This is a genomic window from Citricoccus zhacaiensis, from assembly GCF_014645315.1.
GTDB classification, from domain to species: Bacteria; Actinomycetota; Actinomycetes; order Actinomycetales; family Micrococcaceae; genus Citricoccus; species Citricoccus zhacaiensis.
This window is the reverse complement of record NZ_BMLQ01000001.1, coordinates 640,280-667,260: the sequence shown is the minus strand read 5'-3', so window position 1 is coordinate 667,260 and position 26,981 is coordinate 640,280. Positions and strand designations below refer to the sequence as shown.

Below are 26,981 nucleotides of genomic sequence, written 5' to 3'. Positions count from 1 at the left end.
GATCACCCGATGACCGCAATATCCACGCCGGCTGATGTCCTGGCCCAGGACACCGCGAAGACGGCCCACCTGCCCGGCGCCGGCACCCGCCACCGCGTGCTGTCCGGCATGCAGCCCTCCGCGGACTCGCTGCACCTGGGCAACTACCTCGGGGCGCTCGTCAACTGGGTCACGGTCCAGGACGACTTCGACGCCTACTTCTTCATCCCGGACCTGCACGCCATCACGGTGCCCCAGGACCCGGAGGCCATGGTGAAGCGCACCCGCGTGGCGGCCGCCCAATTCATCGCCGGGGGCATCGACCCGGAGCGCTCCACCCTGTTCGTGCAGTCCCAGGTGCCCGAGCACGCCCAGCTCGCGTGGGTCCTGATGTGCATGACCGGGATGGGCGAGGCCCAGCGGATGACGCAATTCAAGGACAAGGCGGCGCGGCAGGGCGCGGAGGCGGCCGGCGTCGGGCTCCTGGCCTATCCCATGCTGATGGCCGCGGACATCCTGCTGTACCAGCCGCATGGCGTGCCCGTGGGCGATGACCAGCGCCAGCACGTGGAGCTGACCCGGGACCTCGCCCAGCGGTTCAACGCCCGCTTTGGCGAGACCTTCGTGGTGCCCACCGGGTTCTACCCGGAGAACGGGGCCCGCATCTACGATCTGCAGAACCCGACGTCCAAGATGTCCAAGTCGGCCGAGTCCCCGAACGGACTGATCAACCTCCTCGACGATCCCAAGGTCATCGCCAAGCGCATCAAGTCCGCCGTGACGGACGACGGCACCGAGGTCCGTTTCGACCGCGAGGCCAAGCCCGGGGTCTCCAACCTGCTCTCGATCTTCGCCGCCTTCAGCGAGCGGACGATCCCGGAGCTCGAGGAGGCCTATGTCGGCAAGATGTACGGGCACCTCAAGGTGGACCTGGCCGAGGTCGTCGTCGAGCGGCTGGCACCGATCCGAACCCGCGCCCTCGAGCTGCTGGACGATCCGGCCGAGCTGGATCGACTGCTGTCCCAGGGAGCCCTCAAGGCCCGCGAAGTGGCGGGGCCGGTGCTGGCCGACGTGTACGCGAAGATGGGCTTCCAGCCGCCCAGTCGCTGAAGACGCGTGCCGGTCGCGTGCTGAGACGTGTCACGGGCACCCGTGACACGTGTCATCAGTTCGGTCGAGCGCCCGTTGCGGCACCGCCCGGGCGGGAAGGACCTGACATACTGGCGTGGAAACCCACCGCGACGACAGTCATCACGAAAGGTCCCCCATGTCAGCACCCGTTCTCGAGACTGAGAACCTGGTCAAGGTCTACGGTCGGGGCCAATCGCGCTTCGACGCCCTCAAAGGCCTGACCTTCGAAATCCACGAGGGCGAATCGGTGGCGATCGTCGGTAAGTCGGGCTCCGGCAAGTCCACCCTGATGCACCTGCTGGCGCTGCTCGATGAGCCGACCTCCGGTGTGGTCGCCATGGACGGCCGCCCCGTCAGCCAACTGAAGCCGGCCCAGGTCTCCGCCCTGCGCAATGACACCTTCGGCTTCGTGTTCCAGCAGTTCTTCCTCAACGCCAACCAGACGGTGCTGGAGAACGTCATCCTGCCGCTGAAAATCGCCGGAGTCTCTGCCTCCGAGCGCAAGCGCCGCGGCATGGAGGTCCTGGAGCAGCTGGAGATGGCGGACAAGGCCAAGAACAAGGCCAATGACCTCTCGGGTGGACAGAAGCAGCGCGTCTGCATCGCCCGCGCCCTCATCAATCAGCCGACCGTGCTGTTCGCCGATGAGCCGACCGGCAACCTGGACACCGCGACCGGCGAGGTCGTGGAGGACATCCTCTTCGGGCTGCACCGCGACCGCGGCATCACCTTGGTCGTCGTCACGCACGACGACGACCTGGCCTCCCGCTGCGATCGCCGCCTGCTGATGCAGGACGGTCTCATCGTCGTCGACGACCGGGGCGAGACGGCCAAGGCCGCCGGGGCCGGCGTCGGGCAGGCCTCCCGTGAGGGCTCCCGCCAGGTGGGCGGACACGGCAAGCACGCCGCGCCCGCGCCGCTGGACGGGCAGCCGGCCACCGGTCGGGACGCCGGGACCGGCACCGAGACCGGGGAGGGCCAGGCATGAGGAACGTAGACGTCGTCCGGACCGCGCTGGGCAACACCATGCGGTCCAAGACCAGGACCTTCCTGACGGTCATCGCGATCGTCATCGGTGCCTTCACCCTGACCCTCACCTCGGGCCTGGGCGCCGGCATCAACAAGTACGTCGACTCCATGGTCGCCGGATTCGGCCAGACCAACCAGATCTATGTCATGCCGGGGATGGACCCGTCCCAGCAGATGCCGACCAACGGCGAACCCCAGGAGTACGACCCCGAGGAGGCCGCTGCCACCGGCGAGTTCGGCATGCAGATGCTGACCGAGGATGACATCGCCACGATCGAGGGCATCGACGGCATCACCGACGTGGAACCCATCGTCTTCGTCACCGCCGACTACCTGGGGACGGCGGACGGGGACCAGTTCGTGCTGCAGTCCCTGGGCTTCCCCTCGGACGCCGCCGGCATGGAGATGGAAGCCGGGACCACACCAGACCCACAGGCCATGGAGCTCACGGTTCCCGAGACCTGGCTCTCGGCCTTCGGCACCGAGGACCCGAACGAGGTCCTCGGCGAGACCGTCACAATCGGGCTCAAGGACATGGCCCAGCAGGAGCAGACGGTCGAGGCTGAGATCGTCGGTGTCTCCCAGCAGGCCATCTCCGGAGTCGGCGGCAGCCCCATGCCGTCCAGCGCCCTGAACGAGGAGCTGAACGACGTGCAGACCTCCGGGCTGGACGTGGAGCAGCCGAAGAACTACGTGCAGGCCGTGGCCACCGTGGAGAACCTCGAGGCCAATGAGACGGCCATCAAGCAGGCCCTGAGCGACGAGGGTCTGATGGGCCTGACGCTGGAGGACCAGCTGGGCGTCCTCACCGGGATCATTGACACGGTCACCTGGGTCCTCAACGGCTTCGCGCTGATCGCCCTGCTGGCCGCCAGCTTCGGCATCGTGAACACCCTGCTGATGTCCGTCCAGGAGCGGACGCGGGAGATCGGCCTGATGAAGGCCCTGGGCATGGGCCGCGGGAAGGTCTTCGGGCTCTTCTCCACCGAGGCCGTCATGCTCGGCGTGATGGGTTCCGTGATCGGCGTGGGGCTCGGCGTGCTCGTCGGTGTGATCGGGAACGCCGCGCTGGTCAACGGCCCGCTGAGCGGTGTGGCCGGGCTGAGCCTGTACGCCGTGGACCCGGTGTCCATCCTGCTGATCGTCGCGTTGATCCTGGCGATCGCCTTCCTGGCCGGCACCATGCCGGCTGCCCGTGCCGCGAAGAAGGACCCGATCGAGGCCCTGCGGTACGAGTAATCGACTGATCCCAGCACAGACCACCACAAGGAGAGGGAATCACATGACCGACAACCCGCAACAACCTCAGGGCAACCCAGCCTCCCAGCAACCCGGCCAGCAGCCGCCGGCCGCGCCGGGCCCGCTGCCCTATGGGACCCCGGCCCAGCAGCCCTACGCCGCTCCCGATCAGCAGGGTTCCAAGTACGGCACCGGCGCCTACAACCCCGGTGAGGTCGGCCAGCCCATGGGTGAGCCCAAGAGCTGGGGCCGGCTGAAGATGCTGACCCTGCTGTCCCTGGCAATCTACGTCGTCTCCTCCATCGTCAGCTTCCTCACCGCCGGGAACGAGGCCATTCTCGAAGAGCAGCTGGACGCCCAGGCGGGCATGGGCATCCCGCGGGATGAACTCGAGGACATCGTCGAGATGAGCATGGGATTCGTCATGGTCACCGCCGTGGTTGCCCTGGTCATCGCCGTCGTCGTCTACCTGTTGGTGTACTTCGGCTTGCGCAAGGGCAAGAACTGGGCCCGCATCCTCGGCACGGTCTTCGCCGCCCTGGGCACCCTGTTCACGCTCTACGGCCTGACCGGCATCGGGACCATGATGTCCGCGGCCCCGGGCCTGGGCATCGTCACCCTGGTGATCACCGTGGTGTTCCTGCTCGTGAACATCTGGTGGCTGGTCACCGCGTTCTCCAAGGACAGCAACGCCTACGTGAACTCCCGCCGCTGACCCACGGTTCCACGCGCTCTGCGGGCCATCCCCCTCAGTGGGGATGGCCCGCACCGTCGTTTAAGGGCTGAGGTCGGTCAACGGCGCACCCGAAAGCGCAGGTGCAGCACCCGGTCGCCCTGGATCACCACGTCGGGATCCTCCAACATCGAACGAAGGGCCACTCCGGCGGGTACGCGAAAGCCCCCCGGGAATCATCCCGGAGGGCTTTCGCGTGGGTGGGGGAGTGGTTATCCCCGGTGCGGCGCGACTGGCAGGATCAGAAGGATCCGGCCAGCACGGCCTGCTTGACCTCGGCGATGGCCTTGGTCACCTGGATGCCGCGCGGGCAGGCCTCGCTACAGTTGAAGGTGGTGCGGCAGCGCCACACACCTTCCTTGTCATTGAGGATCTCCAGACGCATGTCACCGGCATCGTCGCGCGAGTCGAAGATGAAGCGGTGGGCGTTGACGATCGCGGCCGGACCGAAGTACTGGCCATCGGTCCAGAACACCGGGCAGGACGAGGTGCAGGCGGCGCAGAGGATGCACTTGGTGGTGTCATCGAACCGCTCGCGCTCCTCGGCGGACTGCAGGCGCTCCTTGGTGGGCTCCGGGCCCTTGTTGATCAGGAACGGCATGATCTCCCGGTAGGACTGGAAGAACGGATCCATGTCCACGATCAGGTCCTTCTCCACCGGCAGGCCCTTGATGGGCTCCACCAGGATGGGCTTGGACAGGTCGAGGTCCTTCAGCAGGGTCTTGCAGGCCAGGCGGTTGCGGCCGTTGATGCGCATGGCATCGGAGCCGCACACGCCGTGGGCGCAGGACCGGCGGAAGGACAGGGTGCCGTCGATGTCCCACTTGACCTTGTGCAGGGCGTCCAGCACGCGGTCGGTGCCGTACATGGTGACGGTCCATTCGTCCCAGTAGGCGTCCTCAGACGTCTCCGGCAGGTAGCGGCGGACCTTGAGGGTGACGTCGAAGCTCGGGATCTCACCGGTTCCGCCGCCCTGGGCGCCGAGATCGACCTTCGAGGGTCCTTCTGCGGGTTCGGTTGCAGTGGTGCTCATCAGTACTTACGCTCCATCGGCTGGTAACGGGTGACGACGACCGGCTTGGTCTCGGAACGGATGCCCTTGACGCCCTCCATCTCGGAGTCGGGGTCGCGGTAGAGCATGGAATGCGCCATCCAGTTCGCGTCGTCACGGTCGGGGTAGTCTTCGCGGTAGTGGCCGCCGCGGGATTCCTTGCGGTGCAGGGCGGCCACGGTCATGGCCTCGGCCATGTCCAGCAGGTAGCCCAGCTCCAGGCCCTCCAGGAGGTCCAGGTTGAACCGCTTGCCCTTGTCCTGCACGGAGACGTTCTCGTAGCGCTCGCGCAGGGACTCGATCTCGGCTAGGGCGCGGCGGATGGACTCGTCGGTGCGGAAGACCTGCATGTCCGCGTCCATGACGTCCTGCAGGCGGGCCCGCAGCTCGGCCACGCGCTCGGTGCCGGTGGCGGAGCGCAGGTTCTCGATGTGCTCGACCGTCGGTGCCTCGCCGTTCTCCGGCAGATCGACGAAGTCCGCGGTGGCGGCGTACTCCGCGGCGTAGATGCCCGCACGGCGGCCGAAGACGTTGATGTCCAGCAGCGAGTTGGTACCGAGGCGGTTGGAGCCGTGCACAGAGACACAAGCGACCTCGCCGGCGGCGTACAGGCCCGGGACCACGGTGTCGTTGTCCTGCAGCACCTCGGCCTTGATGTTGGTCGGGATGCCGCCCATCACGTAGTGGCAGGTCGGGAAGACCGGGACCGGCTCGGTGTACGGCTCCACACCGAGGTAGGTGCGCGCGAACTCGGTGATGTCCGGGAGCTTGGCGTCGATGTGGGCCGGTTCCAGGTGCGTCAGGTCGAGCAGGACGTAGTCCTTGTTCGGACCGCAGCCGCGGCCCTGGCGGACCTCCTCGGCCATGGACCGGGCCACGATGTCACGCGGTGCGAGGTCCTTGATCGTGGGGGCGTAGCGCTCCATGAAGCGCTCACCGTCCGCGTTGCGCAGGATGCCGCCCTCGCCGCGGGCCGCCTCGGACAGCAGGATGCCCAGACCGGCCAGGCCGGTCGGGTGGAACTGGATGAACTCCATGTCCTCCAGCGGCAGGCCATTGCGGTAGGCGATCGCCATGCCGTCACCGGTCAGGGTGTGGGCGTTGGAGGTGGTCTTGAAGACCTTGCCCGCGCCGCCGGTGGCGAAGACCACGGACTTGGCCTGGAAGACGTGCAGTTCGCCGGTGGCCAGCTCGTAGGAGACGACGCCGGCCACGCGCTTCTGTGTGAAGGGCGTCCCGTCCGGGCGGGTGCCCGGCTCGTCCACCATCAGCAGGTCGAGCACGTAGAACTCGTTGTAGAACTCGACGTCGTGCTTGACGCAGTTCTGGTAGAGCGTCTGGAGGATCATGTGGCCGGTGCGGTCGGCTGCATAGCAGGCGCGGCGGACCGGGGCCTTGCCGTGGTCGCGCGTGTGGCCGCCGAAGCGACGCTGGTCGATCCGTCCCTCCGGGGTGCGGTTGAAGGGCAGGCCCATCTTCTCCAGGTCGAGCACCGCGTCGATGGCCTCCTTGGCCATGACCTCGGCGGCATCCTGGTCCACCAGGTAGTCGCCGCCCTTGACGGTGTCAAAGGTGTGCCACTCCCAGTTGTCCTCTTCGACATTGGCCAGGGCGGCACACATGCCGCCCTGGGCCGCGCCCGTGTGCGAACGGGTGGGGTAGAGCTTGGTCAGCACCGCTGTGCGGGCGCGCTGACCGGATTCGATCGCCGCGCGCATGCCGGCGCCGCCGGCACCGACAATCACGACGTCGTACTTGTGTACCTGCATTCGTTGAGTTCCTTCTGCTCGAGTACTCGAGAAAATTCAGTGGTTCAGTGGGGGTGCGTCAGTGCGTCAGAGGGTCTCGCAGAACGCGGGAGTGGACTCCAGCAGCATTCCGTCGGCGCCGACGAGGCACGGTTCGAAGGTGAAGATCACCAGGGTGCCGAGCACGATGATGACGGTGGTGGCCGCATAGAGGACCATCTTCAACCAGAAGCGCACGCCGTCACGCTCGGCGTAGTCGTTGATGATGGTCCGGACGCCGTTGGTGCCGTGCAGCATGGACAGCCACAGCAGGGCCAGGTCCCAGAACTGCCAGAACGGATCGGCCCACTTGCCGGCGACGAAGCCGAAGTCCAGGCCGTTGATGCCGTCCCCGACCATGAGGTTGGAGAACAGGTGGACGAAGATCAGGACCACCAGGGCCACACCGGACAGACGCATGAACAGCCAGGCCAGCATCTCGAAGTTGCCGCTCTTGGTCTTGTCCCGGGTGTACTTCGGGTCGATACGCCCCGTGCGGGGGGCTGCGATCGTGGATTCAACGGTGGCGCTCATGGCTCAGTGACCTCCGAGGGCAAGCATCAGGTGGCGGATGGCAAAGGCGCCAACGGTGACGACGGAAAGGGCCACCACGGCCCACAGCATCTTCTTGTGGTGCTTGGTCCCGCCCTTCCAGAAGTCGACGAGGATGATCCGCAGGCCGTTGAAGGCGTGGTACACGATGGCGGCCACGAGGCCGACCTCTCCGACGGCCATCAGCGGGTTCTTGTAGGTGCCGAGCACCGCGTTGTACGCCTCCGGCGAGACCCTCACCAGCGAGGTGTCCAGCACGTGGACCAGCAGGAAGAAGAAGATGGCGACGCCGGTGATCCGGTGGATGACCCACGACCACTGACCTTCGTTGCCGCGATAGAGGGTCCCACGGCCGGACTTCGCCGGGGCCTGCGCTGATGTCGCAGTAGACACTGTTTTACCTCCCAGGGATTGCAAGGGCGCCTGTGCCACGTCCGATGGGCACAAAGGGAACGCCGGTGCGAGTGCATTCCTCCACGACAGACTAGTCCTTCTTGACGTTATGTTCCCTATTGTTGACCCACCTGGTTCCCGGTGTGGCACGGGTCACGGAGGTGGGGCGGACCCGGGCCGCGGCACTGCCGTCACCTATGCTGTCCGGTGTGACGACTGACCCTGAACTGGATGGCCTCGCCGCCGTGGACCTCTCTGATACCCCGGGACTCGACCGCTTCTACGGAGTGATTCCCGCCGGGGGCGTGGGGACAAGGCTGTGGCCGCTCTCGCGGGCCGCCGCGCCGAAGTTCCTGCATGATCTGACCGGCTCGGGGCAGACCCTGATCCGGGCGACCTATGATCGCCTGGCCGTGCTGGCCGGGGACCGGGTGATGGTGGTCACCGGTGAGGCCCACGAAGGCGCCGTGCGGGAGCAGTTGCCGGATCTGGCATCCGAGGACACCGTGCTCGAGCCGGAGCCGAAGGACTCGGCGGCGGCGATCGGGCTGGCCGCGGCCATCCTGTTCGAGCGGGATCCGGAGACCATCATGGGTTCCTTCGCCGCGGACCAGGTGATCGGTCCGGTGGAGGAGTTTCAGGAGGCTGTGGCGGAGGCGGTCGCGACCGCGACCACGGGCAAGATTGTGACCATCGGCATCAAGCCGACGCATCCGGCCACCGGATTCGGGTACATCCGGCAGGGCGAGGCCCTGGCCGTGAAGGGCGCACCTCACGCCAAGGGCGTGGCCGCGTTCGTGGAGAAGCCGGCCGAGGCCGTGGCGCAGGAGTACGTCGCCTCGGGGGAGTACCTGTGGAATGCGGGCATGTTCGTGGCCCCGGTGTCCTTGATGCTGCATCACCTGGCGGCCAACGAGCCGGAGCTGCATGCCGGCGTCGTGCAGATCGCGAAGGCCTGGGGCACGGACGCCCAGGCGGAGACGATGGCCCGGGTCTGGCCCGGGCTGAAGAAGACCGCGGTGGACTACGCGGTGGCTGAGCCCGCTGCTGCGGCGGGGGACGTGGCGGTGATCCCGGGTGGGTTCACGTGGGACGATGTGGGCGATTTCGCCGCGATCGCCCGGCTGAACCCGGCCAAGCGGGCCTCCGGGATCACCGTGATCGGTGAGACGCCGCGCGTGTACTCGTCCAAGGCCTCCGGTGTGGTGGTCACGGACACGGCGCGGGTGATCGCCCTGATCGGTGTCGAGGACATCGTGGTCGTGGACACCCCGGATGCCCTGCTGGTCACGACGACGGAGCACGCCCAGTCCGTCAAGCAGGCCGTCGAGTCCCTCAAGGCCCACGGCGACGACGACGTCCTCTGAGCCCTTCAGGGCCCCGGTAGCATCACTGGGATGAGTGACAGCCAGCGTTCCACCGGCGACCGTCCCGTCCTCGACGATCCCGGCCTGCCGCGGGTGACCCCGCTGGTCCAGCGGCTCGAGCCCTCGGTCGTGGAGTTCCGCCGGGACATCCACGCGCATCCGGAACTGTCCTATGACGAACACCGGACCACGGAACGGATCCTGCAGACCCTGAGCGACGCCGGGCTCTCGCCGGTCAAGCTCGACGACACCGGGGCCTACGTGGACATCGGCGAGGGACCGATCGTGCTGGGCCTGCGTGCGGACATCGATGCCCTTCCCCTCTCCGAACTGACCGGGCTGGACTACGCTTCCCGGAACCCGGGCGTGGCGCATGCGTGCGGCCATGACGTCCACACGTCCGTCATGGTCGGCACCGCGCTCGCCCTGCACCGGGTGGTCACGCGCACGGCCGGTGAACTCGGCCAGCCGGAGCTCGACTCCCTGGGGGGTCGCCAGGGCCTGAACGGCCGCATCCGCGTGATCTTCCAGCCCGCCGAGGAGCGGTTACCCGGTGGCTCCCTCTCCGTGATCCGGCAGGGCACCCTGGAGGGGATCCCCCGGATCCTGGCGGCACACTGCGAGCCCCGGTTCGACGTCGGCACGATCGGCACGCGGATCGGCGCCATCACCTCGGCGGCCGACACCATCAAGATCAGCCTGTCCGGCCGCGGCGGGCACACCTCCCGGCCGCACCTGACGGAGGACCTCGTCTACGCGTTGTCCACGATCGCCGTCCAGGTCCCGGCGGTGCTGAACCGGCGGATCGACGTCCGCTCGGCCGTCTCCGTGGTGTGGGGCCAGATCAACGCGGGGGCGGCGCCCAACGCCATCCCCGGGTCCGGGTACCTCGCCGGAACCATGCGCTGCCTGGATGCCGAGGTGTGGGAATCGGCCGGGGACCTGCTGGACGAGGTGGTCCAGCAGATCGCCCAGCCCTTCGGGGTGAAGGTCCACCTGGAACACATCCGCGGGGTGCCGCCGGTGGTCAACACGGAGGCCGAGACCGACCTCATCGAGGACGCGGCCCGCTATGAGCTCGGGTCCCGGGCCATCCAGCTGACGCCCCAGTCCATGGGCGGGGAGGACTTCGCCTGGATGACCCAGCTGGTCCCCGGGGCCATGCTGCGCTTGGGGACCCGGACTCCGGGCGGTCCGGTCTATGACCTGCACATGGGCGACTACGCGCCGGACGAGCGCGCCATCGGCGTCGGCATGCGCATCTTCACGGCCGCGGCACTGCGGGCCCTGTCCGGCGTTCAGTAGGGCCCGACGGCACAGGCGGTGCAGACGTTGCAGAAACGTAGCGCACTTCTGAAGCGGTTCTTGCCAACTTTGGGTAAACTCCCGGGTAACTGTCCGTCTGAAGGGCGCGGACATCCGTGGAACGGATCGACCCCGACCCGTCCGGACCTGGGCCGACAGCACCGGCTCGCGGCCGGATCTCCACGCTCCAGCCCCACACCCTCGCACCTAAGGATCACCATGGGCATTGCATCCCCCCTGTCTCGTAAGGCACTCCTGCCGGTCGCCATGCTCGGCATGTCCGGCCTGCTGCTGGCCGGCTGTGGCGCCGCACCCGAGGAGGCCGCCGACGGAACCGCCTCGGCGTCCGACGCCCCGGCCGTGGGCACCGACAACTCCGACTACACCGGTTGCATCGTTTCCGACCAGGGCGGCTTCGACGACCGCTCCTTCAACCAGTCCTCCCACGACGGCCTGATGGCCGCCGAGGAGGAGTTCGGCATCTCCACCAACGAGGCGGAGTCCACCTCCCCGTCCGACTTCACCCCGAACATCACGTCGATGCTGCAGGCCAACTGCGACATGATCATCGGCGTCGGGTTCCTGCTCGGCGACACGATGAAGCCGATCGCCAACGACAACCCCGAGACCCACTTCATGGGCGTGGACGTCACCGATCCTGAGTTCCCGGACAACGTCAAGCGTCTGATCTATGACACGGCGCAGGGCTCCTTCATGGCCGGCTACCTCGCCGCCGGCACGTCCGAGACCGGTAAGGTCGCCACCTACGGCGGCGCGGAGATCCCGACCGTGACCATCTTCATGGACGGCTTCGCCGCCGGCGTCGAGTACTACAACGAGCAGAAGGACGCCGAGGTCGAGGTGCTGGGCTGGAACCGCGAGGCCAAGACCGGCTCCTTCACCGGCGACTTCGAGAACCAGGCCGCCGGCAAGACCAACACCACCAACTTCATCAACGAGGGCGCGGACATCATCATGCCCGTGGCCGGGCCGGTGGGCCTGGGCACCCTCGATGCTGTGACCGAGGCGAATGCCGGCGGCAAGGAGGCCAAGGTCATCTGGGTCGACTCCGACGGCTACGAGACCACCGACCAGGGCGAGGTCATCCTCACCTCCGTGGTGAAGCTGATGGGCCAGGCCGTGCAGGACGTCATCGAGGCCGACCTGGCCGACGAGTTCGACGGTGAACCCTACGTGGGCACGCTGGAGAACGGCGGCGTGGCCCTGGCTCCGTTCCATGACTTCGACGCCGAGGTCTCCGATGAGATGAAGGCCGAGCTCGAGGAGATCAAGGCCGGCATCATCGACGGCTCCATCGAGGTCAACTCGGACTACTCGCCCGAGGTCTGATCACCACGGTGGCCCATGATGGTGGGGCGGCCTGCGGGCCGCCCCACCGTCATGTCCGCCGGGAATACCCTGAGATGAAGACCCTGAGATGATGTCCTCGAGATCCCGTTGGGACCGAGCATCATGGATGGAACGACAACGATCCGAAGCAATGGCCTGTCAGGGGCCAGAATGGCTGGAGCACGGTGAAACTCGAATTACGCGGCATCACCAAGAAATTCGGGGCCTTCACGGCCAATGACTCGATCGACCTGACGGTGGAGTCCGGCCAGGTCCATTCCCTGCTGGGGGAGAACGGTGCGGGCAAGTCCACCCTGATGAACGTCCTGTTCGGTCTCTACGAGCCGACCGCCGGCGAGATCCTGGTGGACGGCCGGCCCGTGCGGTTCAGTGGCCCCGGTGAGGCCATGCGGGCCGGCATCGGCATGGTGCACCAGCACTTCATGCTGATCCCCGTGTTCACGGTGGCGGAGAACGTGGCGCTGGGCGATGAGCACACGCGTGCCGCCGGCATCCTGGACCTCGAGTCCACCCGGCGGAAGATCCGCGAGATCTCCGATGAGTACGGCTTCCACGTGGACCCGGACGCCCTCGTCGAGGACCTACCCGTGGGCGTCCAGCAGCGCGTGGAGATCATCAAGGCGCTCGTGCGCGAGGCCCGCGTGCTGATCCTGGACGAGCCCACCGCCGTGCTCACGCCCCAGGAGACCGACGAGTTGCTGGACATCATCCGCCGGCTGCGGGACAACGGCACCGCCGTGGTGTTCATCTCCCACAAACTGCGCGAGGTCAAGGCGATCTCCACCGTGATCAGCGTGCTGCGCCGCGGCAGGATGGTCGGCACCGCGGACCCGGACGCGGACCAGTCCGAACTGGCCGCCCTCATGGTGGGCCGCGCCGTGGGGCTGAACACCACGAAGTCCGCCCCGCAGCTGGGGGAGGAGACCTTCTCGGTGTCCGACCTGACCGTGCTGAGCCCGGAGGGCGTCCGGCTGGTGGACCGTGTCTCCTTCGGTATCCGCCAGGGCGAGATCCTGGCCGTGGCCGGTGTCCAGGGCAATGGGCAGACGGAGCTCACCGAGGCCATCATGGGCCTGCAGAAAGCCCAGGGGTCCATCCGCCTGGATGGCGAGGAGATCCTCGGCCGCACCACCAGGCAGGTCATCCGGGCCGGCGTCGGGTATGTGCCGGAGGACCGTTCCACCGACGGTCTGGTGGGGTCCTTCTCCGTGGCCGAGAACCTCGTCCTGAACCGCTTCGACCGGGCCCCCGTCGGCAACCGCTTCCAGCTGAGCCCGGCGGCCATCCGGTCCCTGGCGGAGCAGCGCGTCACCGAATTCGATGTCCGCACGCAGGGCGTGGACCTGCCCGTCGGCACCCTGTCCGGCGGCAACCAGCAGAAGGTCGTCATGGCCCGGGAACTGGTGGACGACCTCAAGCTCTTCATCGCCTCCCAGCCCACCCGAGGGGTCGACGTCGGCTCCATCGAGTTCCTGCACGACCGCATCATCCGCGAACGGGACTCGGGCACCCCGGTGATGATCGTCTCCACCGAACTCGACGAGGTCCTCGACCTGGCCGACCGCATCGCGGTGATGTACCACGGCCGGATCATCGGGATCGTGCCGGGGGACACCTCGCGTGACGACCTGGGTCTCATGATGGCCGGCATCACCCCGGGTACCGAACCGGACACCACCCCGGACACCACCCCGAAGGGAGCAACGGCATGAGCGCCGTGACCAGCGAGAGCACCCCGGCGTCCACGCCCGGCCCCCAGGGCGGAGGAGCCGGCGGATCGGGCCGGAAGGGCGGTGCCCCGAACGGGTTCTCATTCCGGGACGTCCTGTCCGGCAACGGCACCGTCACCGTCCTGGCGATCCTCCTGTCCCTGGTCATCAGTGCCGTGCTGATCATCCTGACGGACGAGGATGTCCTCGAGGCGGCCGGATACTTCTTCAGCCGCCCCATGGACACCCTGGCCGCCGCCTGGTCGGCCGTGGCCGCCGCCTACGCCGCCCTGTTCCGCGGCGCGATCTTCAACTACCGCGGGGACACCTTCAGCGAGGGCATCTACCCGCTGATGGAATCGCTGACCGTGGCCACGCCGCTGATCATCATCTCGCTCGGCATCGCCATCTCGTTCCGCTCCGGACTGTTCAACATCGGCGGCCAGGGCCAGATGATCTTCGGGGCCATGTTCGCCACCTGGTTCGGTGTCCACCTGCAGCTGCCCGCAGGCTTGCACCTGTTGCTGGTCCTGATCATGGGCATCCTCGGCGGTGCCCTGTGGGGGGCCGTGGTCGGCTTCCTGAAGGCGCTCACCGGTGCCCACGAGGTCATCCTGACCATCATGCTCAACTACGTGGCCATCCATCTCGTCACGTACTTCCTGTACACCCCCGTCCTCCAGCGAGAGGGCTCCACCAACCCGGTCTCCGACTTCCTGCCGTCGACGGCGGTCTTCCCCCTCCTGTTCGGTGACAGCTTCCGCCTGAACTGGGGCTTCGTCGTGGCCCTGGTGGCCACCGTGTTCGCCTGGTGGCTCATGAAGCGTTCGTCCGTCGGCTTCCAGCTGCGTGCCGTGGGTGCCAATCCCGACGCCGCCCGGACCGCTGGCGTGTCCGTGAAGCGCATGTACGTGGTCGCCATGGCGATCTCCGGCGGCCTGGCCGGCCTGGCCGGTATGAGCCAGGTGTCCGGCACGGAGAAGATGCTCAACACGGACGTCGCCGGGTCCTTCGGCTTCGACGCCATCACCGTGGCCCTGCTCGGCCGCTCCAGCCCCTGGGGAGTGTTCGCGGCCGGACTGCTGTTCGGCGCGCTGCGCGCCGGTGGCGTGACGATGCAGACCGAGACCGGGGTGCCGATCGACATCGTGCTCATCATCCAGTCGCTGATCGTGCTGTTCATCGCCGCACCGCCGCTGGTGCGGATGATCTTCCGCCTGCCGGCACCGGGCTCCCTGCAGGCCCGCGCGACGGCAGATCCAGTCACCCAGCCGACCCTCGCCGGAGCCGTCGCGGCGACCACCGCGTCCGCCGACGGCCACGTCGCCCCGGCCGACTCCGCCACCATCGGCGACGCAGACTCCAGTACCACCACCCCGGCGGAAGGCGACCAGCGATGAGCACCACCGCGACCGTTCCCCACGGCCCTGCCGGCCCCGCTCCAGCCGCCCCGACGACGGAGAGGCCCACCACGGACATCGTCCGGCACTGGACCACGCCGATCGCGCTCGCGGTGCTGGCGGCGGTCTCCCTGGCCGTCTTCGCCCTGACCGCCTCGGGCAAGTCGGCCACGTTCCGCATCTCCACCGATGCCGATGCCATCCACATCCCGGACATCGTGGTCCCCACCATTGCCGCCGGCTGGACGATCACCCTCCTGCTCGCCGCCCTCGCCGTGTGGGGCTTCCTGCAGGTCCGCCGCTCCGGCACGGTCAGCGGTTGGGTCTCCGCCGTCTTCGCCGCCCTGTTCGTGGCGGGGTTCCTGGTGTGGGTGGTCGGCGCGGCCAACACCACCACGGTGTTCCTCACCGGCCTCATCGCCGGCTCCGTGACCCTGGCGATCCCGCTGATCTTCGGCTCCATGGCCGGTGTGCTCTCCGAACGGGCCGGCGTCGTGAACATCGCCATCGAGGGTCAGCTGCTGGCGGGCGCCTTCACGGCAGCCGTCACCGGCTCGGTGACCGGTTCGGTCTGGGCGGGCCTCGTGGCCGCCGTCGTGGCCGGTGTGCTGGTGTCCGTGCTGCTGGCGGTGTTCGCCATCCGCTACCTGGTCAACCAGATCATCGTCGGCGTGGTGCTCAATGTCCTGGTGGCCGGGCTGACCAGCTTCCTGTTCAGCACCGTGCTGTCCTCGAACTCCTCGGCGTTGAACTCCCCGCCGCACTTCCCGAGCATCCGGATCCCGTTCCTGGCGGACATCCCGATCATCGGCCCCATCCTCTTCGACCAGACGATCCTGGGCTACGGCATGTACCTGATCGTCATCGCCCTGTACATCGGCCTGTTCCACACCAAGTGGGGCCTGCGCGTGCGGGCCGTCGGCGAGCACCCCAAGGCCGCGGACACCGTGGGCATCAACGTGATCCGCACCCGGTACATCAACGTGCTGCTCGGCGGCGCCGTGGCCGGCATGGGCGGTGCCTTCTTCACGCTCGTGTCCTCGTCCTCCTTCTCGAAGGAGATGACCGCCGGCCAGGGGTTCATCGCCCTCGCCGCCGTGATCTTCGGCCGCTGGAACCCGATCGGAGCCTTCTTCGCGGCGCTCCTGTTCGGGTTCACCACCAACATGCAGTACGTCCTGGCCATCCTGGGCACCCCGGTCCCCAGCCAGTTCATGGCGATGCTGCCCTACCTCGTCACCGTCCTGGTGGTGGCCGGCCTGGTCGGCAGGTCCCGGGGCCCGGCCGCCGCCGGGTCACCCTATGTGAAGGAGTGAAGGAGTGAAGGAGTGAAGGACCAGCCTGGAACAGCCAAGGAAGAATGAAGGAGTGAGCGTGGAACACCACGACTACGGGTCCAGCGGTGCGTTCAGCGACCCGTTCGAGGACGACATCCCGCTGACGGCATCCCTGCCGCGCATCACCGGCACCGGATCGGGCATCGACTGGCAGCGTCTGGAATCCACCGCCCGCGCCGCGATGACCCGCGCCTACGTGCCGTACTCCCGGTTCCCGGTGGGCGCCGCCGCCCTGGTGGACGATGGCCGCGTGGTGGCCGGCTGCAACATCGAGAACGCCTCGCTGGGCCTCACGCTCTGCGCTGAGTGCTCCCTGGTGTCCAGCCTGCAGATGAGCGGGGGCGGCAGGATCGTGGCGTTCTACTGCGTCGACGGCAACGGTGACGTCCTCATGCCGTGCGGCCGCTGCCGCCAGCTGCTCTACGAATTCCACGCCCCCGGCATGCGCCTCATGGGCCCGGACGGCGAACTGACCATGGACGAGGTCCTGCCACAGGCCTTCGGCCCGGCTGACATGACGCACCTGAGTGACCGTGCGGCCTCGACCGACAACCCGGGAGGGACCCGATGACCCCGCAGCCCACCTCTACTTCTGCCTCTACCTCCACCTCCACCGCCCCCTCGACCTCCGCACCCCGGGCCGGCCACCGCGCCGAGCCGTTCGACGCGATCGAGGTGATCCGGGCCAAGCGGGATCGCCAGCAGCTCTCCGACGGGCAGATCGACTGGGTCGTGGAGGCCTACACCCGCGGTGTGGTGGCGGACGAGCAGATGTCCGCGCTGGCCATGGCCATCCTGCTCAACGGCATGGACCGGCCGGAGATCGCCCGCTGGACGAACGCGATGATCGCCTCGGGTGAACGGATGGACTTCTCGCAGTTGCGCGGGCCCGACGGCGGCGTCAAGCCGACCGCGGACAAGCACAGCACCGGTGGCGTGGGGGACAAGATCACGCTTCCGCTGGCACCGCTCGTGGCGGTGTACGGCGTGGCCGTACCCCAGTTGTCCGGCCGCGGCCTCGGCCACACCGGCGGCACCCTGGACAAGCTCGAGGCCATTCCCGGCTGGCAGGCCAACCTGTCCAACGAGGCCATGATGGACCAGCTCTCATCCCTGGGCGCCGTCATCTGCGCCGCCGGTTCGGGACTGGCTCCGGCGGACAAGAAGCTCTACGCGTTGCGGGACGTCACCGGCACCGTGGAGGCGATCCCGCTGATCGCCTCCTCCATCATGTCCAAGAAGATCGCCGAGGGCACGGGCACCTTGGTGCTGGACGTCAAGTGCGGCTCCGGCGCCTTCATGAAGACCGAGTCCGACGCCCTCGAACTCGCCCGGACCATGGTGGACCTGGGCCGGGACGCCGGCGTGAACACCTCCGCCCTGCTGACGGACATGGACACCCCGCTGGGCCTGACCGCCGGCAACGCCATCGAGGTCGCCGAATCGGTGGAGGTCCTCGCCGGCGGGGGACCGGCCGACGTCGTGGAACTGACCGTGGAGCTGGCCCGCCGCATGCTGGCCGGGGCCGGGATCACCGGGGTGGACCCGGCCGAGGCCCTGGCCGACGGGCGAGCCATGGACGTGTGGCGCCGGATGATCGCCGCCCAGGGCGGGGACCCCGATGCCCCGATGGCGACCGCACGGGAGTCCCATGTGGTCACCGCCGGCGAGTCCGGCGTGTTGACCCGCCTGGACGCCATGGCCGTGGGCCTGGCCGCGTGGCGTCTCGGCGCCGGCCGGGCCCGCAAGGAGGACCCGGTCCAGGACGCGGCCGGGGTGCGCCTGCACGCCAAGCCGGGGGACACCGTGCAGGCCGGACAACCGCTGCTCACCCTGTTGACGGACACCCCGGAGCAGTTCGACCGTGCATTGTCCGCGCTGGAGGGCGGCTATTCCATCGCCCCGGCGGGATCGGCGGAGGCCGGAACGTTCGTGCGGCGCCCGCTCATCATCGACCGGATCGACTGACCGCGCCGGCCCCGGCCCGACCTGAAGACGACCCTGAGCAGACCCTGAGAAGGCCCGGAACCGTCGAGAAAAGTGCGGTCCCGGGCCTTCCGTTCGCCTAGGCTGAACGGGTGCTCCAGATGATCGAAGACGTGGTCCTCCATGCCGCCGGGCAGTGGTGGATCCTGCTCGCGGTCTACCTGCTGTGCACGATCGACGGGTTCTTCCCCGTGGTGCCCTCGGAGTCCGTGCTGGTGGCACTGGCCTCCATCTCCGGCACCCAGGACACCGTCTCCCTGTGGTGGGTCTGGCTGATCGGCGCCCTCGGGGCGATCACCGGGGACCAGATCGCCTATGCCCTCGGCCGGGGGATCGGCATCACCCGGTTCCGTTGGATGCGCAGCCGCAGCGTCGTCCGGGCCGTCGCCACCGCCCGCACCGCCCTGGACGGACACGGCGCGCTGGTGATCTGCACGGCCCGGTACATCCCAGGCGGACGGGTGGCGGTGAACTACACCGCCGGGGCCACCGGGTACCCGCGGCTGAGGTTCACCCTGCTGGACATCTTCGCCGCGTTCCTCTGGTCGGCCTACTCGATCGGGATCGCCCGGGCCACCGCCGGCTGGCTGGACAACACGCTGCTGCAGATCATCGTGGCGCTGGTGGCCGCCGCCGTCGTCGGCTGGGTGGTGGACCTCATCCTGAAGAGGATCCTGCTCCGGCTGGCGGAACGGAAACGGGCGGCCGGCGGGGGACTGCGGGCCGAGGCCGCTACCGTAGACTCGCCACGTGACTGACGCGATCGAATTCTCCGCCCCCTCGCCCCTCGACGTCGATCTGGCAGCGTTGCCCAAGATCAGCCTCCACGACCACCTTGATGGGGGCCTGCGACCGGCCACCATCCTCGACCTGGCCGGCCAGATCGGCCACGATCTGCCCGCTGACACCGCCGACGCGCTGGCGGAGTGGTTCGCCGAGTCCGCGAACTCCGGCACCCTCGAGCGCTACCTCGAGACCTTCGACCACACGATCGCGGTCATGCAGACGGCCGAGGGGCTGCAGCGGGTGGCCCGTGAGTTCGTGGAGGACCTCGTGGAAGACGGCATCGTCTATGCCGAGGTCCGCTGGGCCCCCGAACAGCACACCGCCGGCGGGCTGACCCTGGACCAGGCCGTCGAGGCGGTCCGGGCCGGACTCGACGAGGGCGTGGAGAACGCCGAGACCGGGGGAACCCCGATCCGCGTCGGCCAGCTCATCACGGCCATGCGCCAGAACGACCGTTCGCAGGAGATCGCCGAGCTGGCCGTGCGCCACCGTGGCGCCGGTGGCTCCGCTGGCTCCACAGCGGTCGGATTCGACATTGCGGGGCCGGAGACCGGATTCCCGCCCTCGCGCTTCACCGAGGCCTTCACCTGGTTGGCCGGCCAGCATTTCCCGGCCACCGTCCACGCCGGTGAGTCGGACGGCCTCGAGTCCATCAATGACGCCCTCGTCAACGGCCGCGCCCTGCGTCTCGGCCACGGTGTGCGGATCGCCGACGACATCACGGTGGAGTTCAACGCCGTGGACGAGAACGGTGAGCAGGTCGGCGAGGACAACGCCCTCGTGGACCTCGGTGCCACTGCCGCCTGGGTCCGTGACCGCGGCATCGCCCTGGAGATCTGCCCGTCCTCGAACCTGCAGACCGGCGCCGTGGCGGCCTACGGCGGCACGGTCTCCACCCACCCGATCGACATGCTGGCCCAGCTGGGCTTCCGCGTGACCATCAATCCGGACAACCGCCTGATGAGCGGGGTCTCCCTCACCGACGAGCTGTACCTGATCGCGGAGGTCTTCAGCTACTCGCTCGAGGAGCTGCTGGACTTCCAGCTCAACGCCGCCGAGGCCGCCTTCCTGCCCCTCGAGGACCGCGAGGCCCTGGCCGAACTGCTCGTCGAGGCCTGGGGTGAGGTCATCTCCAGCGGCGGGACCGGGGACGGCCCGGTGCGTCTGGAGGCCCTCGACGACGAGGACGCGTGAGCGTCGCCGTCGACCGGCTCGTCTGGGTGGTCGCCCAGCTGCGGGAACACTGCCCGTGGACGCGGCGGCTCACCCATGCCGTGCTGACCGAGTACCTGATCGAGGAGGCGTACGAGGCCGTCGAGGTGATCGAGTCCGCGCCACCGGCCAGTTGGCCTGAAGGGGCACTGGCCGACGGCACGTATGAGGAGCTGCGGCTCGAGATGGGGGACGTGCTCTTCCAGGTCGTCCTGCACGCGGCGATCGCGCAGGGGGCCGGTGGCTTCACCTTCGACGGCACGGCCCAGGCCATCACGGACAAGATGATCCGCCGGAACCCCCACGTCTTCCATGCCGACGGGTCCCTGCGCGAGCCGCAGGACCTGGCGGCCGCGAGACTGGAGGACCTCGAGAAGAATTGGGAGCGCATCAAGAAGACGGAGCGCGCAGCCGGGGCAGCTGAGGCGGAATCCGCCTTCACCGAGGTCCCCGCCCACCTGCCCGCCCTGGCGGCCGCCGCGAAGGTGGTGGACCGGGCCGCCCGGCAGCCGGTGGACCCGCTGCCGGATCCAGGCCCGCCGCCGTCGGGCCTGGATCCGCTGGTGCTGCAGGACGAGGGGGAGCTGGGCGCCGAGCTGTTCCGGCTGGTCCAGCGCTCCCGAGCCGCGGGACTCGACCCGGAGCGTGCGCTGCGGCAACACCTGGCCGCGCTCCGTCACGACCTCTCGGGGACGGATCCGACGGGCTAGGCTGAACCCGCATCGCCCCCGCGGTACCGCAACCTGCGCCACGGCGCCCACCCGGACCGTCAAGCCACACCGGCCCTGACGCCCTACCCACTGACAGTCTTCAAAGGAGACCTCACATGGCCCTGATCGACGCCATCCATGCCCGTGAAATCCTCGATTCCCGCGGTAACCCCACCGTTGAGGTGGAGGTGCTGCTGACCGATGGCTCGCTCGGTCGCGCCGCTGTGCCCTCCGGTGCCTCCACGGGAGAGTTCGAGGCCGTCGAGCGCCGCGATGGTGACCAGGGCCGTTACCTCGGCAAGGGTGTGCTGGGTGCCGTCAACGCCGTCATCGAGAACATCGCGGATGAGCTGGAGGGGGAGGACGCCACGGACCAGCGTCTCATCGACACCCTGATGATCGACCTGGACGGAACGGAGAACAAGGGCACCCTGGGCGCCAACGCCATCCTCGGCGTCTCGCTGGCCGTGGCCAACGCGGCGGCCGCCTCCTCGGATCTCTCCCTGTTCAAGTACCTGGGCGGCCCGAACGCCCACGTGCTGCCCGTGCCGATGATGAACATCCTCAACGGCGGCGCCCACGCCGACTCCAACGTGGACATCCAGGAGTTCATGATCGCCCCGATCGGTGCTCCGAGCTTCTCGGAGGCCCTGCGCTGGGGCGCCGAGGTCTACCACACGCTCAAGAAGGTCCTGCAGGAGCGCGGGCTCGGCACCGGCCTGGGAGACGAGGGCGGCTTCGCCCCGTCCCTGCCGTCCAACCGCGCCGCCCTGGACCTCATCACCGAGGCCATCACGCAGGCCGGCTACACGCCGGGCGAGGACATCGCCCTGGCCCTGGACGTGGCCTCCTCCGAGTTCTGCTCGAACGCCACCTACACCTTCGAGGGCGAGCAGAAGAGTGCTGCGGACATGATCGCGTACTACGAGGAGCTGGCCGCGAACTACCCGCTGATCTCCATCGAGGACCCGCTGGACGAGAACGACTGGGCGGGCTGGCAGCAGCTCACCACCTCCCTGGGGGCCTCGGTCCAGCTCGTGGGCGACGACCTGTTCGTCACCAACCCGGAGCGCCTGCAGCGGGGCATCGACGAGCAGTCGGGCAACGCCCTGCTGGTCAAGGTCAACCAGATCGGCTCCCTGACCGAGACCTTCGACGCGATCTCCCTGGCCCAGCGCCACCAGTTCCACTGCATGATCTCCCACCGCTCCGGCGAGACCGAGGACACCTTCATCGCCGACCTGTCCGTGGCCACCAACGCCGGCCAGATCAAGACCGGTGCCCCAGCCCGCTCGGACCGGGTGGCCAAGTACAACCAGCTGCTGCGCATCGAGGAGGAGCTGGGCGACTCCGCGATCTACGCGGGTGCCTCGGCATTCCCGCGGTTCACCGCCCGCGCCTGACCGCCGGCGCCGGACCGGTTGCCCCGCAATCCCGTCACCGCGACTCCGCCACCGCACCCCATTCCCGGGTCTTCGGGGGCGGGGTTGCGGTGGTTAACGGCGAAAGCCCCGGGAAACCGCTCGGCGCGCTGTCCCGACGCCGGGCTGCTCAGCCGTTATCGTCAGAGGGACCGGGTAGATGGCCCGGTCTCACAAGTCTCGTTCAGGAAGGGCACGGAGGTACTGGTGGCAACTCGTCGTCCGCGCGTCCCCAAAACCTCCCAGCGTCAGCTGGCCGAGGTGGGGGCCGGCGCCGCCCAGCGCACGGGCACCGCCGGGCCCGGCTCGACGCCGCACCTGGTGGGCGGCCACTCCGCCAAGGTCATCCCCCTCGACGCGGCACCGTCGCGCCAATCCGCCGAATCCATCGAATCTCCCGCACCCCCTGAGTCAGTGGACCGGGCGTCCGCCGGCGGGCAGTCCATCGACGGGCGGCCCGCCGGACGGGCGCTGGGCGGCTCTCCGGCATCTGCTGACGCGGAGGCCGCGGACGGACCCGAAGCCGTCCTGGACGACGCGACAGATCCGGACGACACCCCGGCCGGCCCGTCACCGGAACCGACTCCCGGGCAGCGCCGTGCCGACGAACGCCGCAATCTGTTGCGCCGGTCCGTGCCCCGTGCCCGTGCGGGGAGCTCCGCCAGAACTCCGTCCAGAACTCCGGCCCAGACCCCAGGCCGTGCTCCGGGCCGCGCCTCCAGCGGGGCCGCGACGGCGCCGTCGTCGACACGGTCCTCGGGCGCCTCGTCAAGTACTGCTTCCTCTGCGTCCGCAGCAACGTCTGCGTCGGCAGCAACGTCGACGCCGGGCCCGGCCCTGGTCCCGATCGAACCCGTTCCGGCCCGCAACCTCACCGGCCGCTCCGTGGCCTTCCTGGTGGTGCTCTTTGTGGCCGCGGTGCTGTTGGCCCCGACCCTGCGGGTGTTCCTGGACCAGCAGGCCGAGCTCCGCGCCGTCCAGGAGGAGATCGCAGCCGAGCAACAGTTGCAGCAGGATCTCACGAGCGAGATCGCCCGCTGGGAGGACCCGGCCTACATCCAGCAGCAGGCGCGCGAACGCTTCAACCTCGTCATGCCCGGTGAGCAGACCTACATGGTCATCGGCGGCGATGAGGCCGTGGAGGACCCTGTGCCACCGCCGGCCAGTCCGAGCGAGGTCAACCAGGACATGCCGTGGGCGGATGCCCTGCTGGACTCCGTGGTGCGTGCCGGGACCGACTAGGCTGGAGCACTTGTCACCGGCATCAACGCACCGACTGAGGCAAGATCATCACCATGACGCAGAACCTGGACCGCACCCCCACGCAGCAGGACCTGGACACCATCAGCCTGCAACTGAACCGGCCGGCCCGTGATGTGGTCGAGATCGGGGCCCGGTGCGTGTGCGGCAATCCGCTGGTGGCCACCACCGCTCCACGGCTGTCCAACGGCATCCCCTTTCCCACCACGTTCTACCTGACCCACCCCGTGTTGACGGCCGCCGTCTCCCGGCTGGAGGCGTCCGGTGTGATGGCCGAGATGTCCGAACGGCTGCAGCAGGATGACGAGCTGTCCGCTCGCTACCGGAGCGCGCACGAGGCCTACCTGGCCGAGCGTGACCGGGTGGGCCGGGTGGCCGGCACCGACGAGGTCCCTGAGATCTCCGGCATCTCCGCCGGCGGCATGCCCGAACGGGTCAAGTGCCTGCACGTCCTGGTGGGTCACTCACTGGCCGCTGGGTCCGGCGTGAACCCCCTCGGGGACGAGGCGCTCGGACGCATGCGGGAGGACTGGACCGCCGAGACCTGCTGGTGCGCCGGCGCCTGGGACCCCGGGGCACCCGTGCCGAGCAAGGACCTCAGCCGCCACGTCAAGCGGCTCGCGGGGGAGCAGAACCCCGTGCAGGGTGCGGTGCCACGCCAGCCGGGCAGGACCGTCGCGGCGATCGACTGCGGGACCAACTCCATCAGACTGCTCGTGGCACGCCTCGAAGCTCCGACAGATCAGCCGACAGATCAGCCCGGAACCGGCAGCACGGCTTCCCCGCGACTCGTGGACCTGCACCGTGAGATGCGCGTGGTCCGGCTGGGCGAAGGAGTGGACGCCACCGGACGGTTGTCCGAGGCTGCCATGCAGCGCACCTTCGCCGCCACGGAGGACTACGCCGCGATCATCCGCGACCTCGGGGCCACCTCTGTCCGGTTCGTCGCCACCTCTGCCAGCCGTGACGCCGCCAACGCGGCCGACTTCACCGCTGGGATCCGCGAACGCCTGGGCGTGGAACCCGAGATCATCACGGGGGACGAGGAGGCGGCCCTGTCCTTTGCCGGCGCGGCCTCCAGCCATGCGGCCGCCGGGCCGGTGCTGGTCGTGGACCTGGGCGGCGGATCCACCGAATTCGTCCTCGGAACACTGGCCGGCCCCGGAGGTACAGGGCCGCAGGTCACCCACGCCCTCAGTGTCAAGATGGGCTGCGTCCGATTCACCGAGCGCCATCTGCGGACCGATCCACCGACCGATGCCGAGATCCAGGGTGCCGTGCAGGACATCGAGGCCGTCCTGGACGAGGTCGAGGAGAGCATCCCACTGGGGGAGGTGGCCGCCGTCGTCGGTGTGGCCGGGACCGTGACCACCGTGACCGCCGCCGCGCTGGGCCTGACCGCCTACGATCCCGAGGCCATCCACGCCACGGAGCTGGACGTGGACGTCATCGGTGACACCGCCGGGCGACTGCTGGCCGCGACGCGGGAGGAGCGGGCCGCCCTGCCCTACATGCACCCGGGCCGCGTCGATGTCATCGGGGCAGGGGCCCTCATCTGGTCGATGATCCTGCGCCGGGTGGCGCAGGCCGGACATGGCGCGGTCACCACGGCCACCACGTCCGAGCACGACATCCTGGACGGGATCGCCCTGTCCCAAAAGGCATGAGCGGCCACCGGGCCGGCTTGCGAGGGAGGACTCGGAGTCACGGGATCCGCCCGTCTCGCCCCACCCGCCTGACCGCTGTGCCCCTGGCCACCGTGCTGACCGTCCCCGTGCTCACCGCGGTCCTCGTCGCCGGGCCGGTGCTGTTGCCGCCTCCGGGCGGAAGCTGGACCGAGTCCGGCGCGTCCGGTGCGCCCGGTGCGGCAAGCTGGTCCGCACTGCCCGCCGCCTCCGCGGATGAATGGCGGGACCGGCAGTACTGGTTGGACGAGTACGGATTCCGTGACGCGTGGGGGACCAGCCAGGGCGAGGGCGTCACGGTCGCGGTGATCGACACCGGCATCGACGCGGATCACCCCGACCTGAGGGGCCAGGTGGTCGGCGGCATCGACGTCTCCGGTGCGGGCAACGACTCCGGCACCGAACCGGTCGGGGAGATGGCCGAACACGGCACCCTGGTGGCCTCGGTCCTGGCCGGCCGCGGGAACAACGATGCCGCGTTGCGCCGGGCCGAGGAGGAACGCCGCTCCGCGAAGGCCACGCCGACGCCCTCAACGCTGCCGTCCGGTGAGACCACACCCAGCCCGAGCCCCTCCGTCACCTCCAGCACGCCGACTCCGGACGAGGCCACCGGTGCCTGGCCGGACGGGATCGTGGGGGTCGCTCCCCGGGCCGAACTGCTGTCCATCTCGGTCCATCTCGGTGCCAGCAACCCCGGCGGCCCGTCCCCGGAGGACCAGATCGCCGAGGCCGTCACCTGGGCCGTGGACCACGGAGCCGACGTCATCAACATGTCCCTCGGCTCCACCCGTCAGGACTGGCCGGAGAGCTGGGACCGGGCCTTCCTGCACGCCGAGCAGAACGACGTGGTGGTGGTGGCCGCTGCCGGCAACCGCGCCTCCGGAACCCTGACCGCGGGGGCCCCGGCGACCATTCCCGGTGTGCTGACCGTGGCGGGTCTCAACCCGGATGGCACGGCCAGCTGGGACTCCTCCACGGAGGGAATCTCCATCGGGGTGGCCGCGCCGGCCGACCCACTGGTCGGCGCCGTGCCGGGCGGTGACCGGAAGGAGTGGGCGGGCACCTCGGGTGCCGCCCCGCTCGTGGCGGGCCTGGCCGCCCTGATCCGGTCTGAATACCCGGAGATGCCCGCCCATCAGGTCATTCACCGCATCCTGGCCACGGCCGAGGATGCCGGGGTGCCCGGTGAGGACCCGGTCTACGGTCACGGCATCATCGACGCCGCCGCGGCCGTGTCGGCGGACGTCGGCGCCGTGGACCGCAATCCCATGGACACCATCGCCGATTGGATCCGCGTGCACCGTCGTGCTGAGCCCTCCGGTGCCCCCACGCCCACCGCGAGCCCGAGCGGGGAACCGGCCGAGCCGACGTCGGCCCCGGATCCGCTGTCCACAGAGTTGCCGCAGGCGACCACCCCGGCCGATCCTGCCCCGGGACTCCAGCCGGCGCTCGTGATCGGCACGGGACTCGTGGTCGCCGGGCTGGCGGGCACCGCCGTGGTCCTGTACCTGCGTCAGCGCAGATCACCGGAGCGTTGA

23 protein-coding genes are annotated in these 26,981 nt (G+C 68.9%); 19 read left to right on the top strand and 4 right to left on the bottom strand.

The annotated features are described in order from the left end of the window. Nucleotides 1–9 precede the first annotated feature (9 nt). From trpS to IEX49_RS02875, 4 genes are all read left to right on the top strand, one after another. Nucleotides 10–1,089: a tryptophan--tRNA ligase gene (gene trpS / locus IEX49_RS02890; protein ID WP_188803927.1), complete on the top strand. Its 1,080-nt coding sequence runs from the start codon at nucleotides 10–12 to the stop codon at nucleotides 1,087–1,089. A 157-nt stretch (nucleotides 1,090–1,246) separates the two neighbouring features. Beyond that, nucleotides 1,247–2,098, top strand: coding sequence for an ABC transporter ATP-binding protein (locus IEX49_RS02885; RefSeq protein ID WP_188803925.1), 852 nt, complete (start codon nucleotides 1,247–1,249; stop codon nucleotides 2,096–2,098). Beyond that, nucleotides 2,095–3,378, top strand: coding sequence for an ABC transporter permease (locus IEX49_RS02880; protein WP_188803924.1), 1,284 nt, complete (start codon nucleotides 2,095–2,097; stop codon nucleotides 3,376–3,378). The genes IEX49_RS02885 and IEX49_RS02880 overlap by 4 nt, the downstream gene beginning before the upstream one ends. Nucleotides 3,379–3,421: 43 nt before the next feature. Next, nucleotides 3,422–4,093: a hypothetical protein gene (locus IEX49_RS02875; RefSeq protein ID WP_188803922.1), complete on the top strand. Its 672-nt coding sequence runs from the start codon at nucleotides 3,422–3,424 to the stop codon at nucleotides 4,091–4,093. Between the two features lie 259 nt (nucleotides 4,094–4,352). On the opposite strand, the gene IEX49_RS02870 is transcribed toward IEX49_RS02875, so the two are convergent. The 4 genes from IEX49_RS02870 to sdhC form a co-directional block, all read right to left on the bottom strand. Continuing rightward, the gene (locus tag IEX49_RS02870) at nucleotides 4,353–5,144 is read right to left on the bottom strand and encodes a succinate dehydrogenase iron-sulfur subunit (RefSeq protein WP_188803920.1); all 792 of its coding nucleotides are present in this window, start codon (nucleotides 5,142–5,144) and stop codon (nucleotides 4,353–4,355) included. Next, complete coding sequence (gene sdhA, locus IEX49_RS02865; RefSeq protein WP_188803918.1) at nucleotides 5,144–6,931, bottom strand: succinate dehydrogenase flavoprotein subunit; 1,788 nt, start codon at nucleotides 6,929–6,931, stop codon at nucleotides 5,144–5,146. The genes IEX49_RS02870 and sdhA overlap by 1 nt, the downstream gene beginning before the upstream one ends. A gap of 66 nt (nucleotides 6,932–6,997) precedes the next feature. Then, a complete protein-coding gene (locus tag IEX49_RS02860) occupies nucleotides 6,998–7,483 on the bottom strand; it encodes a succinate dehydrogenase hydrophobic membrane anchor subunit (protein WP_188803917.1) in 486 nt (161 codons plus the stop codon). Nucleotides 7,484–7,486: 3 nt separating this feature from the next. Continuing rightward, complete coding sequence (gene sdhC, locus IEX49_RS02855; protein ID WP_188803915.1) at nucleotides 7,487–7,894, bottom strand: succinate dehydrogenase, cytochrome b556 subunit; 408 nt, start codon at nucleotides 7,892–7,894, stop codon at nucleotides 7,487–7,489. 209 nt (nucleotides 7,895–8,103) lie between these two features. Here sdhC and IEX49_RS02850 point away from each other — a divergent pair, with 209 nt between their 5' ends. From IEX49_RS02850 to IEX49_RS02780, 15 genes are all read left to right on the top strand, one after another. Then, nucleotides 8,104–9,261, top strand: a complete 1,158-nt coding sequence (locus IEX49_RS02850) for a mannose-1-phosphate guanylyltransferase (RefSeq protein ID WP_373286660.1) — start codon at nucleotides 8,104–8,106, stop codon at nucleotides 9,259–9,261. Between the two features lie 30 nt (nucleotides 9,262–9,291). Beyond that, complete coding sequence (locus IEX49_RS02845; protein WP_188803914.1) at nucleotides 9,292–10,566, top strand: amidohydrolase; 1,275 nt, start codon at nucleotides 9,292–9,294, stop codon at nucleotides 10,564–10,566. Between the two features lie 219 nt (nucleotides 10,567–10,785). Further along, nucleotides 10,786–11,916 (top strand): BMP family lipoprotein, encoded by a 1,131-nt coding sequence (locus tag IEX49_RS02840; RefSeq protein ID WP_188803912.1) that lies wholly within the window; start codon nucleotides 10,786–10,788, stop codon nucleotides 11,914–11,916. 185 nt (nucleotides 11,917–12,101) lie between these two features. Continuing rightward, nucleotides 12,102–13,649 (top strand): ABC transporter ATP-binding protein, encoded by a 1,548-nt coding sequence (locus IEX49_RS02835; RefSeq protein WP_188803910.1) that lies wholly within the window; start codon nucleotides 12,102–12,104, stop codon nucleotides 13,647–13,649. Beyond that, nucleotides 13,646–15,046, top strand: a complete 1,401-nt coding sequence (locus tag IEX49_RS02830) for an ABC transporter permease (protein ID WP_188803908.1) — start codon at nucleotides 13,646–13,648, stop codon at nucleotides 15,044–15,046. Before IEX49_RS02835 ends, IEX49_RS02830 begins: the two co-directional genes overlap by 4 nt. Further along, nucleotides 15,043–16,362: an ABC transporter permease gene (locus tag IEX49_RS02825; protein WP_188803906.1), complete on the top strand. Its 1,320-nt coding sequence runs from the start codon at nucleotides 15,043–15,045 to the stop codon at nucleotides 16,360–16,362. The genes IEX49_RS02830 and IEX49_RS02825 overlap by 4 nt, the downstream gene beginning before the upstream one ends. Nucleotides 16,363–16,564: 202 nt before the next feature. Continuing rightward, a complete protein-coding gene (locus IEX49_RS02820) occupies nucleotides 16,565–16,954 on the top strand; it encodes a cytidine deaminase (protein WP_229672172.1) in 390 nt (129 codons plus the stop codon). Further along, nucleotides 16,951–18,351: a thymidine phosphorylase gene (locus IEX49_RS02815; protein WP_188803904.1), complete on the top strand. Its 1,401-nt coding sequence runs from the start codon at nucleotides 16,951–16,953 to the stop codon at nucleotides 18,349–18,351. Before IEX49_RS02820 ends, IEX49_RS02815 begins: the two co-directional genes overlap by 4 nt. 119 nt (nucleotides 18,352–18,470) lie before the next feature. Then, nucleotides 18,471–19,127: a DedA family protein gene (locus tag IEX49_RS02810; protein WP_229672171.1), complete on the top strand. Its 657-nt coding sequence runs from the start codon at nucleotides 18,471–18,473 to the stop codon at nucleotides 19,125–19,127. Continuing rightward, entirely contained in the window at nucleotides 19,120–20,349 is a 1,230-nt protein-coding gene (locus tag IEX49_RS02805; protein WP_188803900.1) for an adenosine deaminase, read from the top strand. Before IEX49_RS02810 ends, IEX49_RS02805 begins: the two co-directional genes overlap by 8 nt. Beyond that, the gene (locus IEX49_RS02800; protein ID WP_188803898.1) at nucleotides 20,346–21,077 is read left to right on the top strand and encodes a MazG nucleotide pyrophosphohydrolase domain-containing protein; all 732 of its coding nucleotides are present in this window, start codon (nucleotides 20,346–20,348) and stop codon (nucleotides 21,075–21,077) included. Before IEX49_RS02805 ends, IEX49_RS02800 begins: the two co-directional genes overlap by 4 nt. Before the next feature lie 116 nt (nucleotides 21,078–21,193). Further along, on the top strand, nucleotides 21,194–22,480 hold the full coding sequence (gene eno, locus IEX49_RS02795; RefSeq protein WP_188803896.1) for a phosphopyruvate hydratase: 1,287 nt from the start codon (nucleotides 21,194–21,196) through the stop codon (nucleotides 22,478–22,480). 225 nt (nucleotides 22,481–22,705) lie between these two features. After that, the gene (locus IEX49_RS16720; protein WP_229672109.1) at nucleotides 22,706–23,740 is read left to right on the top strand and encodes a septum formation initiator family protein; all 1,035 of its coding nucleotides are present in this window, start codon (nucleotides 22,706–22,708) and stop codon (nucleotides 23,738–23,740) included. Between the two features lie 53 nt (nucleotides 23,741–23,793). Further along, nucleotides 23,794–25,425 (top strand): DUF501 domain-containing protein, encoded by a 1,632-nt coding sequence (locus IEX49_RS16995; protein ID WP_188803894.1) that lies wholly within the window; start codon nucleotides 23,794–23,796, stop codon nucleotides 25,423–25,425. A 77-nt stretch (nucleotides 25,426–25,502) separates the two neighbouring features. Next, nucleotides 25,503–26,981 carry a S8 family peptidase gene (locus IEX49_RS02780; protein ID WP_229672108.1) on the top strand — a complete coding sequence of 493 codons (1,479 nt, stop codon included), beginning with the start codon at nucleotides 25,503–25,505 and terminating at the stop codon, nucleotides 26,979–26,981.